We start from the raw sequence: 24213 nt of genomic DNA, 5'->3' as shown, positions 1-24213 counted from the left end.
GCGTACAATGCCAAAACGCCAAGATATCAAGCACGTCCTGGTTATCGGATCAGGTCCAATCGTCATTGGTCAAGCCTGCGAATTTGACTACTCGGGCACCCAAGCCTGCCGCGTTTTAAAGGACGAGGGCTTGAGAGTTAGCCTGGTTAATTCTAATCCGGCCACGATTATGACCGACCCAGAGTTTGCCGATCATACCTACGTTGAGCCGATTGAACCCGAATATATAGAGGCGATCTTCGAAAAAGAGCGTGCTCAAGGACACCCCATCGATGCAGTGCTGGCGACCCTCGGAGGCCAAACTGCGCTGAATGCCGCCATCGCGCTAGATCGGCGCGGTTCCTTCGACGCATACGGTGTTGAGCTCATCGGCGCTGATATAGCAGCCATCGAACGGGGTGAAGACCGTCAGAAATTCAAAGATATTGTAGCGAAGATTGGCGGAGAGTCTGCCCGTTCACGAGTCTGCCACAATATGGAACAAGTGCATGAAACCGTTGCAGAACTTGGTCTCCCTGTCGTTGTGCGACCCTCCTTTACTATGGGTGGTTTAGGTTCTGGTTTGGCTTATAACGAGGACGATCTTGAGCGTATAGCCGGTGGCGGCCTAGCTGCATCTCCTGAGGCCAATGTGTTGATCGAAGAATCCATCCTGGGATGGAAAGAATATGAGCTCGAATTGATGCGTGACAGCGCCGATAACGTCGTTGTTGTTTGTTCGATTGAGAATGTCGATGCTCTCGGTGTGCACACAGGTGACTCCGTGACGGTGGCCCCCGCCATGACTTTGACCGACCGCGAATTCCAGAAAATGCGCGATCAGGGTATCGCAATCATCCGCGAAGTGGGTGTTGATACTGGTGGATGTAATATCCAGTTCGCGCTCAATCCAAAGGATGGGCGCCTGATCACCATCGAGATGAATCCCAGAGTGTCGCGATCCTCGGCATTGGCCTCGAAGGCAACGGGATTTCCTATTGCCAAAATAGCAGCCAAATTAGCCATTGGTTATACCCTCGATGAGATCGATAATGATATCACCAAGGTAACGCCAGCAGCTTTCGAACCTACCTTAGATTATGTGGTCGTTAAGGCTCCTCGCTTTGCATTCGAGAAATTCGTAGGATCCGACGATACGCTTACGACCACCATGAAATCCGTAGGCGAAGCCATGAGTCTCGGGCGCAATTATATCGCAGCCTTAGGAAAGGTCATGCGGTCTTTGGAAAATAAGCAGGCTGGCTTTTGGGCCGTAGACGATGAAGTATTCGCCGGCGATCGCGCCCGAGACCTCCAGGCCGTCCTCGAGGACCTCGTTCGTCCGACCGAAGGCCGTTTATATGACGCGGAATTGGCGCTTCGTCTTGGTGCCACAATCGCGCAGGTTCACGAAAAGTCCGGAATAGATCCGTGGTTCCTGGGTGAATTGAAATCACTAGTAGATTTCCGCGAAGAAATGATCGCCGCAAAAACTCTGTCAGAAGACTTGTTGCGCCGAGCTAAGTTCTATGGCCTCTCCGACCGTCAGATTGCCCAGTTGCGACCAGAATTCGCTGGTGAGGCGGGGATTCGCCGCTTGCGTTGGTCGCTAGGAATTCGTCCGGTGTTCAAAACTGTTGATACCTGCGCGGCAGAATTTGAGGCCCAGACCCCGTATTATTATTCGGCATATGAACTCGATCCAGCCGCCGAGTCCGAGGTGAGCCCACAGAGGGAAAAGCCGAAAATTATCATCTTGGGCTCCGGCCCGAACCGCATCGGCCAGGGTATTGAGTTTGACTATTCCTGTGTGCACGCGGCTCTTGAATTATCACGGGTGGGCTACGAAACCGTGATGATCAATTGCAATCCGGAGACTGTTTCCACAGACTACGATACGGCCGACCGGCTATACTTTGAGCCACTGACCTTCGAAGACGTTATGGAGGTTTACCATGCTGAGTCCCAGTCGGGCACCGTTGCAGGTGTGATCGTGCAACTGGGGGGTCAAACTCCTCTGGGTCTCGCGGCCCAACTACGCGATGCTGGGGTTCCCGTTATCGGCACCAGCCCCGAGGCTATCGATCTCGCGGAGGATCGCGGCGAGTTTGGCGAAGTCTTGCGAAAAGCGGAACTACCAGCTCCGGAATTCGGTACCGCAACCTCCTTTAAGGAAGCCCGCGCGGTAGCCGCCGAAATTGGTTATCCCGTACTTGTGCGCCCTTCGTATGTACTGGGCGGGCGAGGTATGGAAATCGTCTACGATGAAAAATCTCTCGAGAGCTATATAGACCGAGCCACGGAAATTACGAACGATCATCCTGTTCTCGTAGACCGCTTCCTAGATAATGCTATCGAAATCGACGTTGACGCTTTGTGTGATGGCGAGAATGTCTATCTAGCAGGTGTTATGGAGCATATCGAGGAGGCTGGAATTCACTCTGGTGATTCGGCCTGTGCTCTCCCGCCAATGACTTTGGGTGCCGAGGATATCGAAAATGTGCGACGTTCCACGACGGCCCTTGCCCATGGGATTGGGGTCAAGGGATTGATGAATGTTCAGTTCGCTCTGAAGGACGATATTTTGTACGTCATCGAAGCCAATCCACGTGCCTCTCGTACAGTGCCCTTCGTATCAAAAGCAACCGGGGTCCATCTAGCCAAAGCGGCGGCACGAATCATGACAGGTGCTAGCATCGCGGAGCTGCAAGAAGAGGGAATGATCCCTACCGACCATGATGGTGGATCGCTCCCCTTAGAAAGCCCAATCGCAGTGAAGGAGGCGGTGCTTCCCTTTACTCGCTTTAGGCGCCCCGATGGCACCATGCTCGATACCTTGCTCTCTCCCGAGATGAAGTCCACGGGTGAGGTGATGGGACTGGCTGATAATTTCGGTGCGGCCTACGCCAAAGCTGAGCAAGCAGCCTTCGGAGCGCTACCAACTCAGGGTACCGTTTTCGTGTCAGTTGCCAACCGCGATAAGCGAACCCTGATTTTCCCAATTCAGCGTTTAGCATCCCTCGGATTCAAACTTTTAGCCACCTCTGGTACCGCAGCCATGTTGCGCCGTAATGGCGTTGAATGCGAGCAGGTGCTCAAACGCTCCGAAGTAGACCAGCCAGGCTACGAAGGACGTAAGTCGATTGTGGACTTAATTCACGAGGGCAAGGTAGACCTTATTCTCAATACTCCAGCGGGATCCGCAGGGGCTCTTCACGATGGCTATGAGATTCGTGTCGCCGCAGTGGGTGCAGGTGTTGCATTAGTGACCACTGTTCAAGGCGTCACGGCGGCAGTGCAGGGGATAGAGGCTAGACGTCGCGGCACTCTCTCGGTGCGAGCTTTGCAAGAACTTGATCACGCAGTGGGCCGCCATGAATCCAATTGATATGGAACAAGGTGCTGGTTTTGGTTACCGGTTGCGTGAAGCGGGGCGACGGTGGGGCCGTTTATGTGTGGGGATCGACCCACACCCTGAGTTACTGAGCGCGTGGAGTTTAGAGTACTCCCCATCTGGTATCGAGAAATTCTCTGAGATCTGCGTTGAAGCCTTCGCCGGCCATGTGGCTTTGATCAAGCCTCAAGTTGCCTTCTACGAGGCTTTCGGAGCTGCTGGTATCTCGGTGCTAGAAACTGTTCTGAGTGAGCTTAGGCAGGCTGGAACTCTAGTGCTTGCCGACGCCAAACGAGGCGATATTGGTTCCACTATGGCAGGATATGCTCGGGCGTGGTTGGATCCCTCCTCGCCGCTGGGAACCGATTCCGTAACGGTCTCCCCATATCTAGGTTTTGGCTCTCTCCAGCCTGTTATCGAGCTCGCTCACCACCATAAGGGCGGCCTTTTCGTCCTGGCTGCAACAAGCAACCCAGAGGCTCGACACCTTCAAAACCACTGTGACGCCCACGGCGTTAGGGTTTCCCAACAGATCGTTAACGCGGCCGCATCAGTCAATAACCAGCACCATACTCACTCCGTGGGTGATATCGGCGTGGTTATTGGAGCAACAGTGGATAACCCTCCTGATCTCAGTGAGTTCAACGGGCCAGTTTTGCTCCCGGGAGTGGGTGCTCAGGGAGCACAGGCGAGTGATGTTGCTCGCATTACAAAGGGGGTAACCGATTTAAGTTTCCCTAATATCTCGCGGGCGATCCTCAGATATGGGCCGAGTGCTAGCAAACTCCGCGACGAGGCTCGAAAATGTGCTGAGGAATTCTCATAACACCAGTTCAGAGGGTTTATTCAGACCGCAGGTCTACACGTTGTTGACCTGCGGTTTTAACCGAGAAATAGGGTAGTACCAGAAGATTTGCAAATTACCGTGAAGCGGGCAGAACAGCATTATTAATTTCAACGTTGTAATACAAATATTTTGTGGTAGATTTTCGCATGAGCCTTTGCGTGATCTGTGCAAAGGCGCACTACAAGAATTTTAATCCAGTATTTCCCTAACGATTTGGAGGCTCCAACGTGGCACTCCCACAGTTGACCAACGAGCAGCGTAAAGAAGCCCTGGCAAAGGCTGCAGAAGCACGTAAAGCTCGCGCTAAGCTCAAGGAAGAACTCAAGCGCGGCGACATCACTTTGAAGGAAGTCCTCGAGAAGGCTTCCGAGAACGAAATTATCGGAAAGACCAAGGTTTCTGCGCTGTTGGAGTCCCTGCCCAAGGTTGGTAAGGTCAAGGCCAAGGAAATCATGGAAGAGCTCGAAATTGCTCAGACGCGTCGTCTACGTGGTCTCGGCGATCGTCAGCGCCGTGCGCTCCTGGAGCGTTTCGGATTCTCCGAGGATTAATCACATGAGTGGCGCCAGCGCCCGTGGTCGGTTGGTTGTTTTGCTCGGTCCCTCCGCAGTGGGCAAATCCACGGTGGTGAAAAGGCTGCGCGAGGAACTACCCGACCTTTATTTTTCCGTATCGATGACAACACGGGGGCCTCGCCCTGGCGAGCAGGATGGCAGGGACTACTTCTTTGTCACTGCTGAGTACTTCCAAGAGTGCATCGACAAGGGTGAAATGCTGGAGTGGGCTGATATCCATGGAGGATTGCAGCGCTCCGGGACTCCTGCTCAACCCGTCAAGAACGCGCTTGCAGCCGGACGCCCTGTTCTCATCGAGGTCGACCTCGTAGGGGCGCGCAACGTAGTGGCTATGATGCCTGAGGCTGAATCTGTATTTTTGGCCCCACCTAGTTGGGACACACTTGTTGAGCGCCTTACTAGTCGTGGCACCGAAGATGAAGCTGCCGTCAATCGGCGCTTAGAGACCGCCCGGGTAGAGATGGAAGCGCAGCACGAATTCCGCCATATTGTTGTTAACGACGACCTCGAAGAAGCGGTTACTCGGCTGGTGCGCATCTTTCGAAGCTGAGTATCATGCCTGACTGCTCAGGCTGAGTACTTTTTGTATGCAATACCCAAGCCGGCTAATCTAAGTGCAGGGCAGGGAAAATTTATCAACACAATGAAGGTGAAGAGAAACTAACGTGAGCAACGCTAACGAGAAAAATCAGGGCGTCTACGACAAGCCTACGGGCATTACGGCACCTCCTATCGATGAGCTGCTCGGACGGGTATCTTCCAAATACGCCCTTGTCATATTTGCGGCCAAACGTGCCCGCCAAATTAACTCCTACTTTCAGCAGGAAGACGAGGGAGTGTTCGAATTTGTTGGGCCTCTAGTCACTCCGGAGCACCAAGAAAAGCCACTATCAATCGCTCTGCGAGAAATTGAATCTGGACTTCTTGACCACGAGGAAGGCTAGACGATTCCGCTGTGGGGAGTTCTCAGCGGCTTCCGCCAGCTAGCACCTTCGGCAGATTTTGTCGGAGGTGCTTTCGGTTATTATTGACCACTATCGCAGCCATCTAATTTAATAGAAGATCGTGGATATCCAAGCGAGAGGATTTTAGGTGAGTACACCGCGCACCATCGTCATTGGCGTCGCCGGAGGCATAGCTGCCTATAAGGCATGTGCCTTGATTCGTCATTTCAAGGAATGTGGGGACGATGTCATCGTGGTTCCTACTGAGGCCGCTTTGCAATTTGTCGGCTCAGCCACCTTCGAGGCGCTCAGTGGTAATCCCGTAGCTACCTCAGTTTTTGAAAATGTCGCTGGTGTCCAGCATATACGCATTGGCCAGCAGGCGGATCTGATCATCGTAGCGCCAGCAACAGCTGATTTGCTGGCTCGGGTTGCTAGTGGCCGAGCTGATGATTTGCTCGCAGCTACCATTTTAGTTTCCACATGCCCAGTGGTCTTTGCTCCTGCCATGCATACCGAGATGTGGGAGAATGCCGCCACTGTCGACAATGTCGCGGTGCTGCGATCTCGTGGTTACGTCGTGCTCAATCCAGCCCATGGACGGTTGACAGGTAAGGACTCAGGTCCGGGGCGATTGCTGGAGCCGCTCCAAATCGCCGAGCTCGCACGCAGTGTTGGTGCCGGGGTTCACCTCGAGCAGAGCTTAGTTAACCGGAAAATCGTCATCACAGCGGGGGGGACTAAAGAGGCCATCGATCCAGTGCGGTTCATCAGCAACCATTCCTCCGGGCGTCAAGGCTATGCTTTGGGCGAGATTGCCGCCCAGCGCGGCGCCAACGTGGTGATCATCGCTGGCAATACCCAAGAACTACCAGTGCCCGCCGGTGCCCGCCTGATCATCGTGGAATCTGCGCTCGATATGCATCAGGCATTAACTGAAGAGTTAGCAGATGCGGATGTGCTCATCATGGCAGCGGCGGTCTCGGACTATCGCCCAGCTCAGCTGGCGACAACAAAATTAAAAAAAGACGGCTCTGCGGCCGCACGGCTAACCACCATCGAGATGGTTGAGAATCCCGATATTCTGGCCTCGGTGGTGGAGCAGCGCGACCAAGGCACCCTACCGCAATCGCTTGTTATAGTGGGTTTTGCTGCAGAAACCGGTGATAGCACATATACAGCGCTAGACTACGGGCTGCGCAAACTGGCTAAAAAAGGCTGTGACCTGATGATGCTCAACGAAGTTGGGAGCGGGAAAGTATTCGGTCAAACAACAAATGCTGGTTATATCTTGCACCGCGACGGGCATACGAGTGAGTTAGCCCAGGCATCCAAGGCCGTTATTGCCTCAGCCATTCTCGACAGCGTCGAGTCCCATCTGGAGACCAGGTCTTTGTGATTTTAGACAGCTTGGTCTATATTAGGGTGAGTTCATTCGCATCGCTGAAGCTATGTGTGACGCGATCCTATGTAAAAGTAAAGGCCGACGCATAGGCCCCTAAAATTGAACTAGAGGAAAATTATATGTCTGAGACCACCGCACTTCGGTACTTCACAAGTGAATCCGTGACTGAGGGGCACCCAGATAAAATCTGTGATGCCATCTCGGATGGCATTCTCGATGCCATGCTCGCTAGCGACAAGGATTCTCGCGTTGCAGTGGAAACACTCGTCACCACTGGACAGGTCCACGTGGTGGGGGAAGTACGAACCCAGTCCTATGTTGATATTGCCACCCTAGTTCGCTCTACGCTCAGAGAGATTGGCTTCGTATCCTCTCATGTAGGCTTCGACGGAAGTACCTGCGGCGTCAATATAGCCATCGGCGAGCAAAGTCCAGAAATTGGCGGCTCGGTCTCAGTGTCACAAGAAGCGCGGAGCGGCGAAATTGAAGATCAAAATGATCAAGCTGGAGCGGGCGATCAAGGTCTGATGTTTGGATACGCCTCAGACGAAACTCCCGATTATATGCCGTTGCCGATTTACTTAGCGCATCGACTTGCGCGACGCCTTACCCAGGTGCGAAAGGAATCAATCGTAGGACACCTGAGACCCGATGGTAAGACTCAAGTAACACTCGCTTATGACGAAAACGATCGTCCAGTGGCACTTGACACGGTTGTGGTATCGGCGCAACACGATCCTGAGATTACGCAGGAATGGCTGGCCGAACAGATCACGACCCATGTCATCGACTGGGTGATTGCAGAAACCCAGCTCGATCAGTTGATCACAACCGCGGATAAGAAAGTACTGGTAAACCCCTCGGGGTCCTTTGTTATCGGCGGCCCCATGGGGGATGCAGGTCTGACGGGGCGCAAAATTATCGTTGATACCTACGGTGGCATGGCTCGCCATGGTGGTGGAGCTTTCTCGGGTAAAGATCCCAGTAAGGTTGACCGGTCTGCGGCCTATGCCATGCGATGGGTTGCTAAGAATATTGTGGCAGCGGGCTTGGCTCGACGGGCAGAAGTGCAGGTAGCCTATGCAATCGGCCGAGCTAACCCAGTAGGATTATACGTCGAGACATTCGGAACGGCTCTCAACGGACTCAGCGATGCAGATATCCAATATGCAGTAACGGAGGTTTTCGATCTCAGACCCGCCGCCATCATCCACGACCTCGATCTGCTGCGCCCAATCTACCGGCAGACAGCAGCCTACGGTCATTTCGGCCGTGAGGATCTGGATCTTCCATGGGAAAGGCTTGATCGGGTTGATCAACTCTCCGAGGTGGCAAACCGAATTCTAGCAGCCCGAGCCTAACAGCCGAGCGTCGCACCTATCGTATATATTTCTACTATGGCTAAAACTCGCGAACCAGCACCCTATGCTCCGGTGGCGCGGGTTTTGCCTTTATTGGGGCTATCTCAACTCGACCGAATATTCGAGTATCGTATCGACGCTGAACAATCCGAAGACTGCCAGCCAGGGGTCATGGTAAGGGTCCGATTTGCTCACCGCCTAGTTAACGCGGTGGTAATCGACCGCGTTTCTGACCCCGATCACCCAGGAGAACTGAAATGGCTCGAGCGAGTGATTTCTCCCGAGGTTGTGTACACCGAGAAGTTGCGAGCCTTAATTGCCGCCTTAGCAGCGCGATATGGGGGGATCACCAGCGATCTCATACGTGCTGCCATTCCGAGCCGCCATGCAGCAGCTGAAACTTCTGATACCACAACAGCATGGGAAGACTGCGGTGAGGTTAGCGAGCCTGACCTGAGCGCATTCGCTAAATACTCTCACGGAACTAGTTTCGTCGATGCGGTACTCGCTCAGAAAATAGCTCGGGCAGCATGGCAATTTGCGCCCCAGGAGGACTGGGCGCTAGCTATGGCCAATCTAGCGGTAAAAGTCGCACTCGAGGGGCGAGGGGCACTCATCGTGGTGCCACACCAGCGTGACGTGGACCGCCTTGAGAAGGCTCTGCGTACCCTTGTTGGAACCAAGCAAATTACTATTCTTACGTCATCCTTAGGTAAGCAGGCGCGATACCGCCGCTTTCTCTCGGTCCTGCACGGCCAAGGCCGCTTAGTCATAGGTACTCGGAGTGCGGCTTTTGCACCGGTTAATAAATTATCGCTGATTATATTAAAGGATGATGGTGATGAGAATCTCGTCGACCCGCGTGCTCCCTATATACACGCCCGCGAAGTTTTAACTACTCGATCAGCTCAAGAAAAAGCGTCACTCATCCTCGCTGGGTGGACACGAACCGCCGAAAGCCAGTTGCTCGTGGAATCAGGCTGGGTTCACGATCTGAGTGCTCCCCGTGAAGTTATTAGGCGCTCGATGCCAAGAATACATGCCAGCGCGGATACCGATCTCGCTCTCGAACGCGACCGCTATGCCCGCAACTCTCGTCTACCCAGTAGTGCCTTCCAAGCGATCCGCTCCAGTCTAGAGAAAGGGCTTCCTGCTCTTGTTCAGGTACCTAGAAAAGGCTATATTCCTGTTCTCAGTTGCGGCAATTGTAGGCATCCCGCCCGCTGTCGAGGGTGCAACGGACCATTAGGAATTTCTAACTCTCGGATGCATCCTCGTGCCCTCACACCGTCGGACAGGCACCATCCGGTTGCTGCAGCGGTTCCGGAATGTAAGTGGTGTGGCCGCCAAGAACCGAATTATCGATGTATGGAATGTGGCAAACAACAGCTACGCGCAGTCGTCTTAGGGCAAGAAAGGACTGCTGAAGAATTCGGACTAGCTTTCCCACAGACGCCAATCCGAACGTCGGGAGGGAAAAATATACTCGCCACCGTCGTAGACAAGCCAGCCATCGTTATTGCCACACCGGGGGCGGAGCCGACCGTTGACGGTCTCGGCTATGGAGCAGCGGTGTTATTGGATACATGGTCACTCCTAGGGCGGCAAGATCTGCGGGCCACCGAGGAGGCTTTTAAATCTTGGATGTCCGCCTCCAGCTTGGTCATTCCCGGTCGGCATGGGGGAGAGGTTGTGATCGTTGCGGACCCAGGCTTAGCCGTTGTGCAGCATTTGATCAGGTGGGATGCCCCTGGGCACGCGGCTCGAGAATTAGCCGAACGCTCCGAAGTAAATTTGCCCCCTGCCGTTCATATGGCAGCCATTGATGGCGCTGCGGGTGCCGTGGAACAATTTTTGAGAATCGTCGAACTGCCACCATCCGCCGTAGTTTTAGGACCTGTGGATCTGCCACCTGGACAGAGTTTACCCGGTGAATATGATCAGGATTCCTTCGGTCCACCACAGCGGATTCTTATTCGAGCTCCTCTTTTCCCCAAGGACGAGCTTGGCAGGGCGCTCTCCAAAGCCGCATATGCGAGGGCACTCAAGAAGCAAACATTACCCCTGCGCATTCAAGTGGATCCTCTCCGGATTGGCTAAGCCTATCTCTCCTGGTGCTCTCTAGCTCGAGAGCTCACGCTATTTTTCTGCAAAGGATTTCGAGTCGCTTATAGTAGGGAGCAGAAAATACAAGCTAAATGTGGAAAAGTCCTCGCCAGTACAGAAAGAAAAACTATATGCGTCTAATTTTCGCAGGGACCCCAGAGCCCGCGGTCGGAGCCTTAGAAAAACTTATTGCCTCAGATCACGAGGTTGTGGCTGTCCTGACCCGACCTGACGCTCGCCAAGGACGAGGGCGTGCCCTTCATCCTTCACCGGTGGCGCAGCTTGCTATTGACAACGGCATAGAAGTGCTACGGCCGCATACGCTGAAAGCGGGAACCGAAGATGGAGATGAATTTCGCGCAGCGTTATCGCGACTCAATCCAGACTGTGTCCCTGTCGTTGCTTACGGAAATATGATCCCCAGTGATCTGCTGGATGCGGTACCTTTCGGTTTTATCAATCTCCACTTCTCCCTGCTACCTCGGTGGCGCGGAGCAGCCCCCGTTCAAGCTGCTATTGCTGCCGGTGATCGACTAACTGGAGCAAGCACGTTTAGGATCGATGAGGGACTTGATACTGGTGCGCTCATCGACACCGTGGAATACCCCATGATCGGTACTGAGACGGCGGGAGAGTTATTGGCTCACCTTAGCGATCTGGGAGCGGATCTCCTCGTCTCGTCGGTGGATCAGTTAGCCTCGGGTACGGCGCTGCTGAAACCCCAGGAAGGTTCTGTAACACATGCGGCCAAGATCAACGTTGCTAACGCTCGGGTCGATTGGACACTCAGCGCTGCGCATATCGATAGACATATCCGAGCCCATCTTCCAACGCCCGGGCCTTGGACAATGCTGGGCGCCGACAGGATAAAACTTGGGCGCGTGCATCTCTGCGAGGACCATGCGGCTTATTCATTGGCGCCCGGGGAGCTTCTGATCGAGAAGAGACGAGTTCTGGTAGGAACCGGTTCAGGTAGTGTGGCTTTGACTGAAGTTCAAGCGCCGGGCAAAAAAATGATGAACGCTGCTGACTGGGCGCGGGGTTTGAGTACTACAGAAGGGTTGGTTATGCAATGACATTTTCGGCTGGTGGCTTTCGCTCCCGTTCCAACGCTAAGAAGGGCATCCAAGCTGTCCCGCCCTCATCGGACTCTCAGAGCCCGCGATCACAGCGCAGCAAAACCTATGAGAAAAGCTCGTCACGTTTTTACTACACTCCCGGTGGAGACCCACATGATCTGCTGAACGTCGACCTCGCCCGCGCGGTGGCCTTCGATATTATTTACCGCGTCAACGAGGAAGGGGCATACGCGAACCTGGCTCTTCCGCAACTACTGCGTGACTACCGCTTGAAGCGCCGCGACGCCGCTTTCGCCACGGAGTTGACCTATGGATTACTCCGCGTACAAGGGGTCGTCGATGCCGTGATCGCGCATTGCTCTTCACGCCCGCTGCCAGAGATCGACAAGGGCGTTTTGGCCGCTCTGCGGCTCGGAACCTACCAACTCCTCTACACCAGGGTTGACCCCTATGCCGCAGTTGACTCCACTGTCACGCTCGTAGGGGCTATCGGGCAGGAGAAAGCCAAAGGCTTTAGTAATGCGATTTTGCGCCATATCTCCCGAAAAGATAAAGAAAAGTTGCTGGAATCGCTGACACCTCACGGCGAATTAGAGGCGATTGCTTTTCGTCATGCACATCCTGAATGGATCGCGCGAAGCTTCGCTGAAATTCTCGGTTTAGGAGAATTAGAGGAGGCGCTTCATGCTGATTCCTTGCGTCCTACAGTGCACCTTGTGGCGCGTCCCGGTGAGATCTCTGCGGAGGAATTGGCTGCTATAACTGGGGGAGAGATCGGGAAATATTCCCCCTATGCCGTTTATCTAAAATCAGGTGATCCGGGACGTCTCGAACCAGTCAGGGAAGGACTTGCAGCAGTCCAGGACGAAGGTTCGCAGCTTATTGCTAGAGCCTTGGTAGAGGCTGAATTAGAAGGCGACGACACCGGCCGGTGGGCAGACTTATGCGCCGGTCCGGGGGGAAAGACTGCACTGATCGCGAGCCTCGCACGTATGGAGGGGGCTCGTGTAGACGCAGTAGAACTACAGCCACACCGTGCCCAGTTAGTGGCCCAAACTGTGCGCAATCTACCGGTGACGGTTCATACCGCTGATGGTCGAGACTCTGGACTGCAACCAGGCTTCGATCGCATTCTCGTCGATGCTCCTTGTTCCGGTTTGGGTGCTCTCAGGCGTCGCCCCGAAGCACGGTGGCGCAAACAAGAAGCGGATATCACCCAACTTTCTACCTTGCAGTATGAGTTGCTGGAATCGGCGATTACCTTAGTGCGGCCAGGTGGAGTAGTGGTGTATTCCACTTGCTCTCCTGATCTCCGCGAAACTCGCGCCATCGTCGACAAGGCGGTAGAAAAACTCCCGGTGACAGAGTGCGATGCTCACCCGTTTGCTCTCGGTATGGAGCAGACTGGAGATGAGTTGTCTGTACAGATGTGGCCACATCGACATGGCACAGATGCCATGTTCTTCGCTGTATTAAGGAAGAACTAACGCATTCAACAGAAGCGACTACGATGGGGGCATGAGTGATTTAGAATCCCGCGCCATTATTGCCCCATCCATTCTGGCTGCTGATTTCGCCCACCTGGCCAAGGACATTAAGACGGTATCCAATGCTGACTGGATCCACGTCGATATTATGGATGGTCACTTCGTTCCTAATCTTTCGTTTGGTCCGATGGTCACAGAAACCGTGCACCAGCTCACTTCGCAAGAACTCGACGTTCACCTGATGATTGAGGAACCTGAGAAGTGGGTAGACTCCTATATCGATGCGGGCGCCGCGTGCGTCATCTTTCATGTGGAAGCAACACATGACCCTGTGGCACTAGCGCGTCATATTCGCAGCCGCGGGGTCAGGGCAGGATTTTCCCTACGCCCAGGGACGGACCTAACGCCGTATATAGACGTACTCGCCGAATTCGACCTTGTATTAGTGATGAGCGTTGAGCCAGGCTTCGGAGGCCAGTCGTTTATGCCAGAGCAATTGGAGAAGGTCCGGCAGTTAAGAAAGGAAATCACCCATCGCAATCTCTCCACACTCATAGAGATCGACGGCGGCATTGGAACCGATACGATCGAGCAGGCAGCCGCCGCAGGTTGCGATGCTTTTGTAGCCGGCTCTGCAGTTTTTGGCTCTCCAAACCCGCACGCGGTTGTAGCTCACCTCAGAGAACTAGCTACTCGAGCTGCAACCAATAGCTAAACGTGGTTAGCTGCTAAAAACCCCAAACCAGACTCGTCGATCGATTAAGGTTAGATATTTAGGGTTGTGACTTGGGTCGTGGCTATCTGCTATGGGAAGAAGAACCGTTCGTGTTCACTGGAATCATCGAAGAAGTGGGAATTGTAAAAGATATTCGCAAAGGCGACCACTGCACCGAGATTGAATTCGCCGCACAAAAGGTTCTTAGTGATGCCGATAATGGCGCGATCATCGCCGTAAATGGTGTGGGTCTAGCCATCAAATCGCTTGGGGAGAGCGGTTGGGTGAGTGATATCACCACGCACACCTTAGATCACAGCAATTTAGGGCGCCTCCTACGAGGGGCCCACGTTAACCTTGAACGCCCACTGCACGCGCATGCACGACTTGAAGGACATATAGTCGAAGGGCACATCGACACCGTGAGCACGCTGAGAACGCGGGTCAAAGGTCATAGCGGTGACATTCTGAGGTTCGGCATTCCCGTCGGCTGTGCGAAATATCTGGTTCTCAAGGGATCGGTAGCTTTGAACGGCACCAGTTTGGCCGTCGAACAGCTAGGCCCAGAATTCTTTGAGGTAGCGGTACCGACAACACCCAATAATCTGGCCAAGGTTGTCGCCGGCGATATCGTTAACGTGGAATTTAATATAGTGGGCAAGTATCTCGCGCGCTTCAAAGAGCTCCGTAGCCCCACCGTACTAGCTTCGGAGATTGCACTTGATATGGGTGGAGAGGGTTAAGCCAGTAGCCTGGGTTACCAAGCACCCTTTGAAATATCGGTATAATCCCCAGTGGAAGATATCGTCCAGGATCATTAGCTATGCTTCTATGAAACATATTGAATGGCCACTACGACGACTGTGATCAGAAAAGTAGGGGAGCAGTGGAAGAAAAAAAGCCCACCAGCATGAATGAGCGCACGCTCCAGAACTATGTGGCAGCAGATGCGGCTCTTACCACCACCAAGCCGTGGATGCTTGATATATCCAGCGGCAAAATGCGACTATACGCCATCGTATTTTCCCTGATTACCGTAGCGCTGCATACCTTTTTGGCCTTTATCGTTGCCGTCGGAGACACCGGAGCGGCCGTTACCCTCATTGATCAGATAGGATATTTTCTCGTTGGCTGCGTTTTTGCCACAGTAATCTATATCGCACTCTCACGGCCTCGGCTACGTGCAAACGAAGATGGGGTGGAGGTCCGCAATTTCATTGGCACTCAATTTTATCCGTGGGCAGTCATTTACGGTCTGGACATCCCTCAACGAGCATGGATGGCGCGTCTCGAGTTACCAGACTTCGAATACGTTCCCATTTGGGCCATTCTCAAGGCCGATGGCCTGCGTTCTGTCGACGCGGTAGAGAAGTTCCGCGCCCTTGAGGCTAAATTCATGCCGGAAGATTAAGAGTGGCAGATCCAGCTAGCTACCGCCCGGCCAAAGGGACCATCCCAAGCGAGCCGGGCGTCTATAAATTTCTCGACCCCAATCGGCGGGTGATCTACGTCGGGAAAGCTAAGAATCTCCGTAACCGTCTGAGCAACTATTTTCAAGATCTTTCTCAGCTACATCCACGTACTCGCCAAATGGTCACCACTGCAGCGGCAGTGGAATGGACAGTCGTCGGTAGCGAGGTTGAGGCGCTACAACTGGAATATACGTGGATTAAAAAATTCGACCCGCAGTTCAACATTAAGTACCGAGATGATAAGTCCTACCCAGTGTTGGCGGTCAGCGTCGGTGAACGCTTTCCCCGAGCGTTTTTCTACCGCGGCCCGCAACGAAAGGGAATTAGGTATTTCGGGCCCTTTTCCCACGCGTGGGCGGTGCGGGAAACCTTAGATCTTTTGACTCGCGTTTTTCCCATGCGCACGTGCACCAAGGGAGTGTTCCAACGCCACGAATCGCTGGGCCGTCCATGTTTGTTGGGCTATATCGATAAATGCAGTGCGCCGTGCACAGGGAAGGTCGATGAAGCGGAGCACCGTGCGATCGTTAATGGTCTAGTGAGCTTTATGTCTGGCAGTACCGACTCAGTGGTTAAACGAATAGAACGGGAGATGCTCGCAGCAGCTGAAGAGCTCGACTTTGAGAAGGCGGCCAGGTTGCGTGACGACCTGGGGGCAGTCAATAAAATCACCGAACAGCAGGCAATCGTGCTCAGCGATGGCACCGATGCCGATGTTATAGCCCTTGCACACGATCCTCTCGCCGCCGCCATTCAACTCTTCCACGTGCGCCAGGGCAGGGTGCGCGGTCAACGGGGATGGGTGGTAGACCGCACCGATGATACAGAGGCGGAGTTGCGCGAAGTTATGCAAAATTTCCTCATCCAATTTTATTCACAAGCGCTCGAGCAGGAAAGCTATACGCTCGAATCTGAGAAGAAAATCATCAGGCGCGGTGTTGATCAGCAATCGCACAATTCTGATCATGCGGCACGGCGCCCTGGAGACGTAGTACCACGCCAGGTGCTAGTACAGATTCCACCCGCGGATGTGGATCACACCCGTGCTTTTCTCGAGGATCTAAGGGGTAGTGGCGTCGATATCCGAATTCCACAACGCGGTGATAAGCGCACGTTGATGACAACAGTTGAACGCAATGCTGAGGAAGCACTGAAGCAACATAAAATCAAACGCGTCGGTGATCTCACAGCTCGATCGGCAGCCCTTCAAGAGATCCAGGATGCACTCTTCCTCGAACAAGCACCGCTACGCATTGAATGCACCGATATCTCCCATATCCAGGGCACAGATGTTGTAGCTTCTCTCGTAGTTTTCGAAGATGGTCTACCGAAGAAATCCGACTATCGACGCTATAAAATTAAAGAGGCAGCGGGGGATGGACATTCTAATGATGTCGCCTCAATAGCCGAGGTAACACGGCGTAGATTCCTGCGCTATCAAGAAGATAAGCGTGCCATGCCCGAGGACACTAGCGATGTTTTCAGCGATGAGGAATTGAACGAGGACCAGGGTCAGCGCTTTGCCTATGCGCCTCAGCTTTTCGTCGTCGACGGCGGCCTCCCTCAAGTCAACGCAGCCCAGGCTGTCCTTGATGAATTAGGGATAACCGATGTGGCAGTGATTGGAATCGCAAAACGTCTAGAAGAAGTGTGGATACCCCAGGAGGAGTACCCGCTCATTCTGCCACGAAATTCCGCAGCGCTCTTCCTCATTCAACAGTTACGCGATGAAGCCCACCGCTTCGCTATAACTTTTCACCGACAGCAGCGCAGTACTCGTATGCGCCGGAGTGAGTTGGACGATATTCCAGGGTTAGGAACCTATCGACGTTCTCAACTAGTTAAACATTTTGGCAGCGTTAAAAAATTAAAGGCTGCAACCGAAGAAGAAATCCGTGAGGTTAAGGGATTCGGCCCAGCACTTGCGGCTCAGGTTTTCCAAGCCTTGCATAAAGATTCCTGATCCCCGCATCCAGCTTTAAGCCCGCGGAAGCTTCTGAGACCGTTATAATCTTTGGTATGCACACTGACTCTATAGCTAATCCTGAGTACCCACCGGTCATTATTACGGGGATGTCGGGAGCCGGACTATCATCGGCAGCTCGAGTGCTCGAGGATATGGGCTGGTACGTCACCCAAAATATACCTCCACAATTGCTAGTCAATTTGGTGGAATTCTGCGCGCGAGATAGCTCCCCTGTCAATAAGCTCGCAATAGTTTCAGATGTGCGGTCTCTTGACTTCTCTTTTGGCCTCGATGAAGTCATCGATGAGTTGAAGAAAAAGGGACTGCAACCGCTGGTCATGTTCATGGATGCGCGTGACGATGTGCTCATCAAGCGTTTTGATAACTTGCGTCGTACCCATCCCCTCCAAGGCAGCGGCACTCTACTGGTCGGCATTGAGCGCGAACGCGAACTCATCGCCACCATCAAGGAATCCGCTGATGTCGTTATCGATACCTCTGATCTCTCAGTACATGACTTGCGCCGATCAATCGAGCCAAACTTCTCGGATTTCTCTGGCCAAAAACAGCATATTACCGTTCAATCCTTCGGCTTCAAGCACGGCACCCCACGAGATACCGATATCATGGTGGACGTCCGCTTCCTGCCCAACCCGTTCTGGGTTCCGGAGTTGCGGCCGTTCCGAGGTATCGATGCGCCAGTAGCCCGATATGTTCTGAGTCAACCGGCAGCAGAAGAATTTCTCGACAATTTTTTCCGCATGCTCGTGGATATGCGCGAGGGCTTCGCCCATGAAGGCAAGCGTTTTATCACTGTATCGATCGGATGTACTGGTGGACATCACCGCTCAGTTGCCATCGCGGAGGAGATCGGGCGGCGGCTCAGTGCTATCGACGATCTTGATATCACCGTTAGCCATCGCGATATCGATCGCCACTAGGCTGGACTAATGTTTTTTGATACTCGAGTGGCAAGTTTCGGCGGCGGCCATGGCCTCTTCCAAACCCTACGCGCGGTGCGCCAACTTAGCCCGCACCAAATCACTGCGATCGTAACCGTCGCAGACGACGGAGGATCTTCTGGTCGAATCCGCCGCGAACTTGGTCAAATACCTCCAGGGGATCTGCGGATGGCTCTCGCAGCTCTTGCTCCAAACGATGAGCGGGGAAAACTGTGGGAGGAAACTCTACAGCACCGCTTTGGAGGGCACGGAGCGTTAGCAGGACACGCAGTGGGCAATATGCTCATCTCTGGTCTTTATGACGTGCTCGGTTCCGAAGTGGCGGCTCTCGATGCCGTTGCTGAGATGATACGAGCGGAGGGTCGCGTACTACCGCTTGCTGATCAACCACTTGATATCGAGGCGGAGGTCCAAGGGCTGGAATCGGATCCAAGAATTATGCGCGAAGTGCGGGGGCAAGTAGCTGTTGCCACCACTGTGGGCCAGGTGCGCCGAGTGCGGCTTATCCCCGATAAGCCGTCGGCATGCATTGAAGCACTTTGCGCAGTGGAGCAGGCCGATGTGATTACTTTGGGACCTGGATCTTGGTTTTCCTCGGTCTTGCCGCATTTGCTTGTTCCTGAGATGGTGGAAGCCATTAATCAAAGCTCCGCGCTCCGTATCGTCATACTCAATTTGGATGCCGAACCAGGGGAGACAGCCGGCTTTAGTGCGGAACGACACTTGCATATTATGCGACAGCATGCGCAGAACTTTAGCGCCGATATCGTTATTGCTGATTCCTCTGCATTGGGTACACAAGCTGATCGCACTCACCTCGAGCGTGCTGCTGAGAGCATAGGAGCACAATTAAAATTCTACGATCTAAGAGAAGCAGACTATAGGGGGGCTTATACTTCACGTCACGACCCCCGGAAATTGGCAGCTGCACTGCGACAGGAGTATTCAGATCGGGCGGGTGAGGGGGAGGGAACTCTCCATTCTCGCCACAGCTAGTACAATATCTCCTTGGCGAGCAGCCAATCCTGATGAGTCGAGGTGAATGCTGGCCGCCCAATTATAGAGATCACTGGAAAAGAAGGTGTGTCGTATGACCGGACTAAGCGCTCAGATAAAGCAAGAACTGTGCACTGTGACGGTCACTCGGCGAAGCTCACGCATTGCCGAAATCGCAGCCGTTATACGTTTGGCGGGGACAATCGAGCACCTTCCGCATCATATCGTCGTAGAGATAGAGCTCGATGCGCTCTGCGTGGCGCGCCGCGTCAAGGAAGAGATCGAGGATCTATTTGGAAACCACGTTTCCCTGATGGAACTAGGTGCGCATTCCTCAAGGAAAGCCCCCAAATACTTGCTGAGAATAAGCGAGGATGCTGATAAGCTCATCCGGCGCGTGGGACTCGTCACTCGCTCAGGACATACCGTTGTTGGTCTACCACCCCAAGTCATTGCAGGGGCGGTCACAGACCAAGAGGCGGCATGGCGAGGAGCTTTCCTGGCTGCGGGCACGCTAGGCGACCCAGGGCGCAGCAGCGGTTTAGAGATCGCTGCCCCCGGACAAGAGGCATCCCTGGCTTTGGCTGGGTGTGCGAGGCGTTTTGGCATAACCGCAAAGACTAAAGAGTCACGGGGACAGGAGAAAGTAACTATTCGCGACGGCGAGGCCATTTCGGCACTGCTATCGCGGCTTGGCGCTCATTCCAGTCGCATCCAGTGGGACCAAAAACGTCAGCGCTTGGACGCTCGCCCAACCGGGAATAGACTGGCCAATTTCGACGATGCCAATCTCCGTCGCTCAGCGCGTGCCGCAGTGGCGGCGGCTGCCCGGGTAGAACGAGCCATGGCGATCTTAGGGGACGATGTTCCCGACCATCTTGCAGAAGCAGGCTTACTGAGGGTGAGACACCGCCAAGCTTCATTGGAGGAGCTAGGGAGGCTTGCTGATCCCCAAATGACCAAAGATGCAGTGGCCGGTCGAATCAGGCGGCTCTTATCCATGGCTGACAAACGCGCAGAGGAACTTGGTCTTCCCAATACCCTGACCGCGGTTACCGAGGAGCTACTGGACGAGCTATAGCTGTTATTGGACTATCTTTTTCACGAAGTCCGATCCTCATTCTCTTCGCATGAGATAGCGGTGTGACCATATTCACCCGGCCTCACTAAAGAAGTGGGAATCCCACATACGATTGTTATGAACTATGGGATAGGGGTGGCACCTTTGGGGGTAGACATGCCTAGCTATGTGGTTTTTGAGAACCGGATTCTCGATTTTCAGGGGTTATATCGCAGGAAAGTACCCCCAAAGATGGCAGAGAAGCCGAAATGGCCGCTATACGCTCGATGAAATCATCCGTGCGCAAAGACCCATAACTCGCTACACTGTAAAGGTGACGGCACAAAGCTTTCGAAGCATTTGCGTAAGTGAGAAATTCCCATACGGGATCTAACTCAGCTTCGAACTCATATGTCGGACAAAACAAGTATTTCTACTTTTTCAAGGAGATAATCAGTGACTATTCGTGTTGGTATTAACGGCTTCGGTCGTATTGGCCGCAACTTCTTCCGTGCCATTGAGGCGCGCGGCGCCGATATCGAGGTTGTAGCAGTTAACGACCTGACCGATAACAAGACCCTTTCTCACCTGCTCAAGAACGACTCCGTTCTAGGCCGCTTGGGTAAAGAGGTCGCTTTCGACGACGAGTCCATCACCGTAGATGGCCACAAGATCGTTGTCACTGCAGAGCGCGATCCAAAGAACCTCAAATGGGGCGACCTCAACGTTGACATCGTTATCGAGTCCACTGGTTTCTTCACCAACGCTGATGCAGCGAAGGCTCACCTCGAGGCCGGAGCGAAGAAGGTTATCATCTCCGCTCCAGCAAAGAACGAAGATGCAACCTTCGTTGTTGGTGTCAACCACACCGACTACGATCCTGCGAACCATCACATCATCTCCAACGCATCCTGCACCACTAACTGCCTGGCACCTCTTGCTAAGGCCCTTAATGATGGTCTTGGCATTGAAAAGGGTCTCATGACCACCATCCACGCTTATACCGGTGATCAGCGCATCCACGATGCACCTCACAGCGACTTGCGCCGTGCCCGCGCTGCAGCCGTGAATATCGTGCCTACCTCCACCGGTGCAGCCAAGGCTGTTGCCTTGGTTCTCCCAGAGCTCAAAGGCAAACTTGACGGCTTTGCAATGCGCGTTCCAGTTATCACTGGTTCCGCTACCGACTTGACCTTCACCGCTTCCCGCGAGACCAGCGTTGAAGAAGTCAATGAGATCGTGAAGAAGGCCGCTGAGGGCGCGCTCAAGGGTGCTCTTACCTACAGTGATGAGCCTTTGGTATCCACTGATATCGTTACCCACCCTTCCCCTTCCATCTTCGATTCCGGTCTGACCAAGGTCATCGGCGACCAGGTGAAGGTTGTTTCTTGGTACGACAACGAGTGGGGCTACTCCAACCAGCTTGTTGCTCTCACCGAGTACGTGGGCGAGCGCCTCTAAGAAACGTGATCTGAGCCGCTCGTGAGTCATCGTCATAGTACCTCTAGCGGCACAGACTAGTGAAAGTCCCGGCACTTACCTCACGGTAGGGGCTGGGGCTTTCCTCTTGTTTTCTCCTCATTACCTCTAGAAAGGCTTGTCTTAAAATGGCTGTCAAAACTCTCCAAGATCTCATCAAAGAAGGCGTGAGCGGACGCCACATCCTCGTGCGCTCTGATTTCAACGTTCCACTCAACGACGCCCGTGAAATTACCGACGCCGGTCGTATCACTGCCTCGCTGCCTACTATTAAGGCTCTTTCCGAAGCCGGTGCCCGCGTTATTCTCATGGCCCATCTGGGCCGCCCCAAGGGTGAAGTGAACGAAAAATATTCCCTCGCTCCTGTCGCAGAGGCCCTGTCTGAGGCCCTCGGACAGTACGTCGCTCTAGCAGCGGATGTCGTGGGGGAGGACGCCCACGAGCGCGCTAATGGCCTCAACGATGGAGATGTCCTGCTGCTTGAGAATGTACGCTTCGACCCTCGTGAAACTTCGAAAGACGAAGGCGAGCGTGGCAGCTTCGCCGACCAGCTCGTAGCCCTTGCTGCTGAGAAGGGGGCCTTTGTATCCGATGGATTCGGCGTTGTCCACCGTGCTCAAGCATCGGTTTATGATGTGGCCAAGCGGCTGCCCCACTATGCTGGTCATCTGGTGCAAAAGGAAATCGACGTGCTCCGCAAGATGGTGGACGCTCCCGAGCGCCCGTATACCGTCATCCTGGGGGGCGCCAAAGTCTCCGATAAACTCGGGGTAATCGAAGCACTTGCCAGCAAGGCAGATAAGATCATTATCGGCGGAGGCATGTGCTATACCTTCCTCGCAGCCAAGGGCATCAACGTTCAAGAATCCCTGCTTCAGGAGGAACAGATTGATAACTGCCGTTCTCTGATGGAAACTTTTGGAGACAAGCTCGTTCTTCCTGTTGATCTCGTTTCCGCCTCCCACTTCGCTCAAGACGCAGAAACCAAGATCGTTGAACGCGACAGCATTCCGGAGGGATGGATGTCCTTGGATGTTGGACCTGAAACTGTCAAGAAATACGCCGCTGTGATTAAGGAAGCTAAGACCATCTTCTGGAACGGACCCATGGGCGTCTTCGAATTTGAGGCTTTCTCGAAGGGCACTAAGGGAATCGCTGAAGCAATCATCGATGCTACCTCTGGCGGAGCCTTCTCCGTTGTTGGTGGCGGCGATTCCGCGGCCGCTGTCCGTAGCCTTGGCCTCAAGGAGGAGGGATTTAGCCATATCTCCACTGGTGGTGGCGCCTCCCTAGAATTCCTTGAAGGTAAAGAATTGCCTGGCGTGAAGGTACTGGAAGGCTAGAAGACTTCAACACTAGGCAAGGATACAACCTCCTTGCCTCAATGGATCGACTACCCGGCGAATCCCGTGAGGTTCGCACGGAAAGGAATGTGAAAAATATGGCACGTAAACCACTTATCGCTGGCAACTGGAAGATGAACCTCAATCACCTCGAGGCGACTGCCTGCGTTCAAAAGCTCGCTTTTGCTTTGCCCAAGGAGTACTACGAGAAGGTCGACGTCGCAGTGACTGTACCTTTTACTGATTTACGCTCGGTGCAAACCCTCGTAGAGGGTGACAAGCTACAGATCACCTACGGCGCTCAAGACGTATCCCGTCACGAATCTGGCGCCTATACTGGCGAAATTGCAGCTGGCATGCTCGAGAAACTCGGCTGCTCCTGGGTTGTTATCGGCCACTCTGAGCGTCGCGAATACCACGGGGAAAGTAATGAACTCGTCGCCGCCAAAGCTCAAGTTACGCTCAAGCATGGCATGCACCCCATAGTATGTGTCGGCGAAGAACTGCCCATCCGTGAGGCTGGACAGCACGTAGAGTATGTAGTCGAGCAAACTCGTGCATCGCTGGCCGGACTGAGCGCCGATGATCTCGCCAAGACCGTGATCGCATATGAGCCGGTCTGGGCAATCGGTACCGGCAAAGTTGCTTCCGCTGCGGATGCTCAAGAAGTATGCGCCGCAATCCGCGGTTTGCTCAAGGAACTGGCCGGCGAGGAGATCGCTCATCAGATGCGGATCCTCTATGGCGGTTCGGTAAAGGCTGAGACTGTGGCTGAGTTAGTGTCTCAGCCCGATGTAGATGGAGGCCTCGTGGGCGGTGCCTCCCTCGACGGTGAGGCATTCGCAAAACTGGCAGCTAATGCTGCTGGTGGCGCCCTATAAATAAGAGGTTAACGGTGAGGCTTCGGCGCTTGTGAAGGTCGAAGCCTCTCCTTTTTGTCCACCATCTCAGCGCTGCGTGCACTAACAACTAGGGTAGGTGGCGCATATTCAGCCGGTTGCGTTAACACAGGCGGTTTTAAAGTACTTTTCTATTGTGAGGCT

The 24213-nt window shown here is 53.8% G+C and carries 20 protein-coding genes; all 20 read left to right on the top strand.

The window, feature by feature from the left end:
- Window positions 1–7: 7 nt before the first annotated feature.
- The 20 genes from carB to tpiA all read left to right on the top strand — a co-directional run bounded on the left by carB (window position 8) and on the right by tpiA (window position 24051).
- Window positions 8–3367, top strand: coding sequence for a carbamoyl-phosphate synthase large subunit (gene carB, locus NXS13_RS00760; RefSeq protein WP_259076726.1), 3360 nt, complete (start codon window positions 8–10; stop codon window positions 3365–3367).
- The gene (pyrF, locus tag NXS13_RS00755; RefSeq protein WP_396124691.1) at window positions 3354–4199 is read left to right on the top strand and encodes an orotidine-5'-phosphate decarboxylase; all 846 of its coding nucleotides are present in this window, start codon (window positions 3354–3356) and stop codon (window positions 4197–4199) included. The genes carB and pyrF overlap by 14 nt, the downstream gene beginning before the upstream one ends.
- Window positions 4200–4447: 248 nt before the next feature.
- On the top strand, window positions 4448–4771 hold the full coding sequence (gene mihF, locus NXS13_RS00750; RefSeq protein ID WP_259076728.1) for an integration host factor, actinobacterial type: 324 nt from the start codon (window positions 4448–4450) through the stop codon (window positions 4769–4771).
- A gap of 4 nt (window positions 4772–4775) precedes the next feature.
- Entirely contained in the window at window positions 4776–5345 is a 570-nt protein-coding gene (gmk, locus tag NXS13_RS00745) for a guanylate kinase (RefSeq protein WP_259076730.1), read from the top strand.
- A gap of 115 nt (window positions 5346–5460) precedes the next feature.
- Window positions 5461–5739 carry a DNA-directed RNA polymerase subunit omega gene (rpoZ, locus tag NXS13_RS00740; protein WP_259076734.1) on the top strand — a complete coding sequence of 93 codons (279 nt, stop codon included), beginning with the start codon at window positions 5461–5463 and terminating at the stop codon, window positions 5737–5739.
- Between the two features lie 148 nt (window positions 5740–5887).
- A complete protein-coding gene (gene coaBC, locus NXS13_RS00735) occupies window positions 5888–7138 on the top strand; it encodes a bifunctional phosphopantothenoylcysteine decarboxylase/phosphopantothenate--cysteine ligase CoaBC (RefSeq protein WP_259076737.1) in 1251 nt (416 codons plus the stop codon).
- A 125-nt stretch (window positions 7139–7263) separates the two neighbouring features.
- Complete coding sequence (gene metK / locus NXS13_RS00730; RefSeq protein ID WP_259076739.1) at window positions 7264–8505, top strand: methionine adenosyltransferase; 1242 nt, start codon at window positions 7264–7266, stop codon at window positions 8503–8505.
- 36 nt (window positions 8506–8541) lie between these two features.
- Window positions 8542–10605: a primosomal protein N' gene (locus NXS13_RS00725; protein WP_259289227.1), complete on the top strand. Its 2064-nt coding sequence runs from the start codon at window positions 8542–8544 to the stop codon at window positions 10603–10605.
- 137 nt (window positions 10606–10742) lie between these two features.
- Window positions 10743–11687, top strand: a complete 945-nt coding sequence (fmt, locus tag NXS13_RS00720; protein ID WP_259157777.1) for a methionyl-tRNA formyltransferase — start codon at window positions 10743–10745, stop codon at window positions 11685–11687.
- Window positions 11684–13177 (top strand): RsmB/NOP family class I SAM-dependent RNA methyltransferase, encoded by a 1494-nt coding sequence (locus NXS13_RS00715; RefSeq protein ID WP_259076747.1) that lies wholly within the window; start codon window positions 11684–11686, stop codon window positions 13175–13177. The genes fmt and NXS13_RS00715 overlap by 4 nt, the downstream gene beginning before the upstream one ends.
- A 31-nt stretch (window positions 13178–13208) precedes the next feature.
- Window positions 13209–13892 carry a ribulose-phosphate 3-epimerase gene (rpe, locus tag NXS13_RS00710; RefSeq protein WP_259076749.1) on the top strand — a complete coding sequence of 228 codons (684 nt, stop codon included), beginning with the start codon at window positions 13209–13211 and terminating at the stop codon, window positions 13890–13892.
- Window positions 13893–14002: 110 nt separating this feature from the next.
- A complete protein-coding gene (locus NXS13_RS00705; RefSeq protein WP_259076759.1) occupies window positions 14003–14635 on the top strand; it encodes a riboflavin synthase in 633 nt (210 codons plus the stop codon).
- Between the two features lie 167 nt (window positions 14636–14802).
- Entirely contained in the window at window positions 14803–15303 is a 501-nt protein-coding gene (locus tag NXS13_RS00700; RefSeq protein ID WP_259076772.1) for a PH domain-containing protein, read from the top strand.
- A 2-nt stretch (window positions 15304–15305) separates the two neighbouring features.
- Window positions 15306–17327, top strand: coding sequence for an excinuclease ABC subunit UvrC (gene uvrC / locus NXS13_RS00695; RefSeq protein WP_259076776.1), 2022 nt, complete (start codon window positions 15306–15308; stop codon window positions 17325–17327).
- A 56-nt stretch (window positions 17328–17383) separates the two neighbouring features.
- A complete protein-coding gene (gene rapZ, locus NXS13_RS00690; RefSeq protein ID WP_259157778.1) occupies window positions 17384–18271 on the top strand; it encodes an RNase adapter RapZ in 888 nt (295 codons plus the stop codon).
- Window positions 18272–18280: 9 nt separating this feature from the next.
- A complete protein-coding gene (gene yvcK, locus NXS13_RS00685; RefSeq protein WP_259076781.1) occupies window positions 18281–19288 on the top strand; it encodes a uridine diphosphate-N-acetylglucosamine-binding protein YvcK in 1008 nt (335 codons plus the stop codon).
- Window positions 19289–19382: 94 nt separating this feature from the next.
- A complete protein-coding gene (gene whiA, locus NXS13_RS00680; RefSeq protein WP_259076796.1) occupies window positions 19383–20369 on the top strand; it encodes a DNA-binding protein WhiA in 987 nt (328 codons plus the stop codon).
- Window positions 20370–20804: 435 nt separating this feature from the next.
- A complete protein-coding gene (gap, locus tag NXS13_RS00675; protein ID WP_259076798.1) occupies window positions 20805–21809 on the top strand; it encodes a type I glyceraldehyde-3-phosphate dehydrogenase in 1005 nt (334 codons plus the stop codon).
- Window positions 21810–21955: 146 nt separating this feature from the next.
- Window positions 21956–23170 (top strand): phosphoglycerate kinase, encoded by a 1215-nt coding sequence (locus NXS13_RS00670; RefSeq protein WP_259076801.1) that lies wholly within the window; start codon window positions 21956–21958, stop codon window positions 23168–23170.
- Between the two features lie 98 nt (window positions 23171–23268).
- Window positions 23269–24051 carry a triose-phosphate isomerase gene (gene tpiA / locus NXS13_RS00665; RefSeq protein WP_259076803.1) on the top strand — a complete coding sequence of 261 codons (783 nt, stop codon included), beginning with the start codon at window positions 23269–23271 and terminating at the stop codon, window positions 24049–24051.
- Window positions 24052–24213: the final 162 nt, after the last annotated feature.

Source organism: Corynebacterium sp. ES2730-CONJ, assembly GCF_024834055.1.
In the GTDB taxonomy this organism is placed as follows: Bacteria; Actinomycetota; Actinomycetes; order Mycobacteriales; family Mycobacteriaceae; genus Corynebacterium.
Note: the sequence above shows the minus strand (reverse complement) of the source record. Positions and strands in the feature narration are given on the sequence as shown.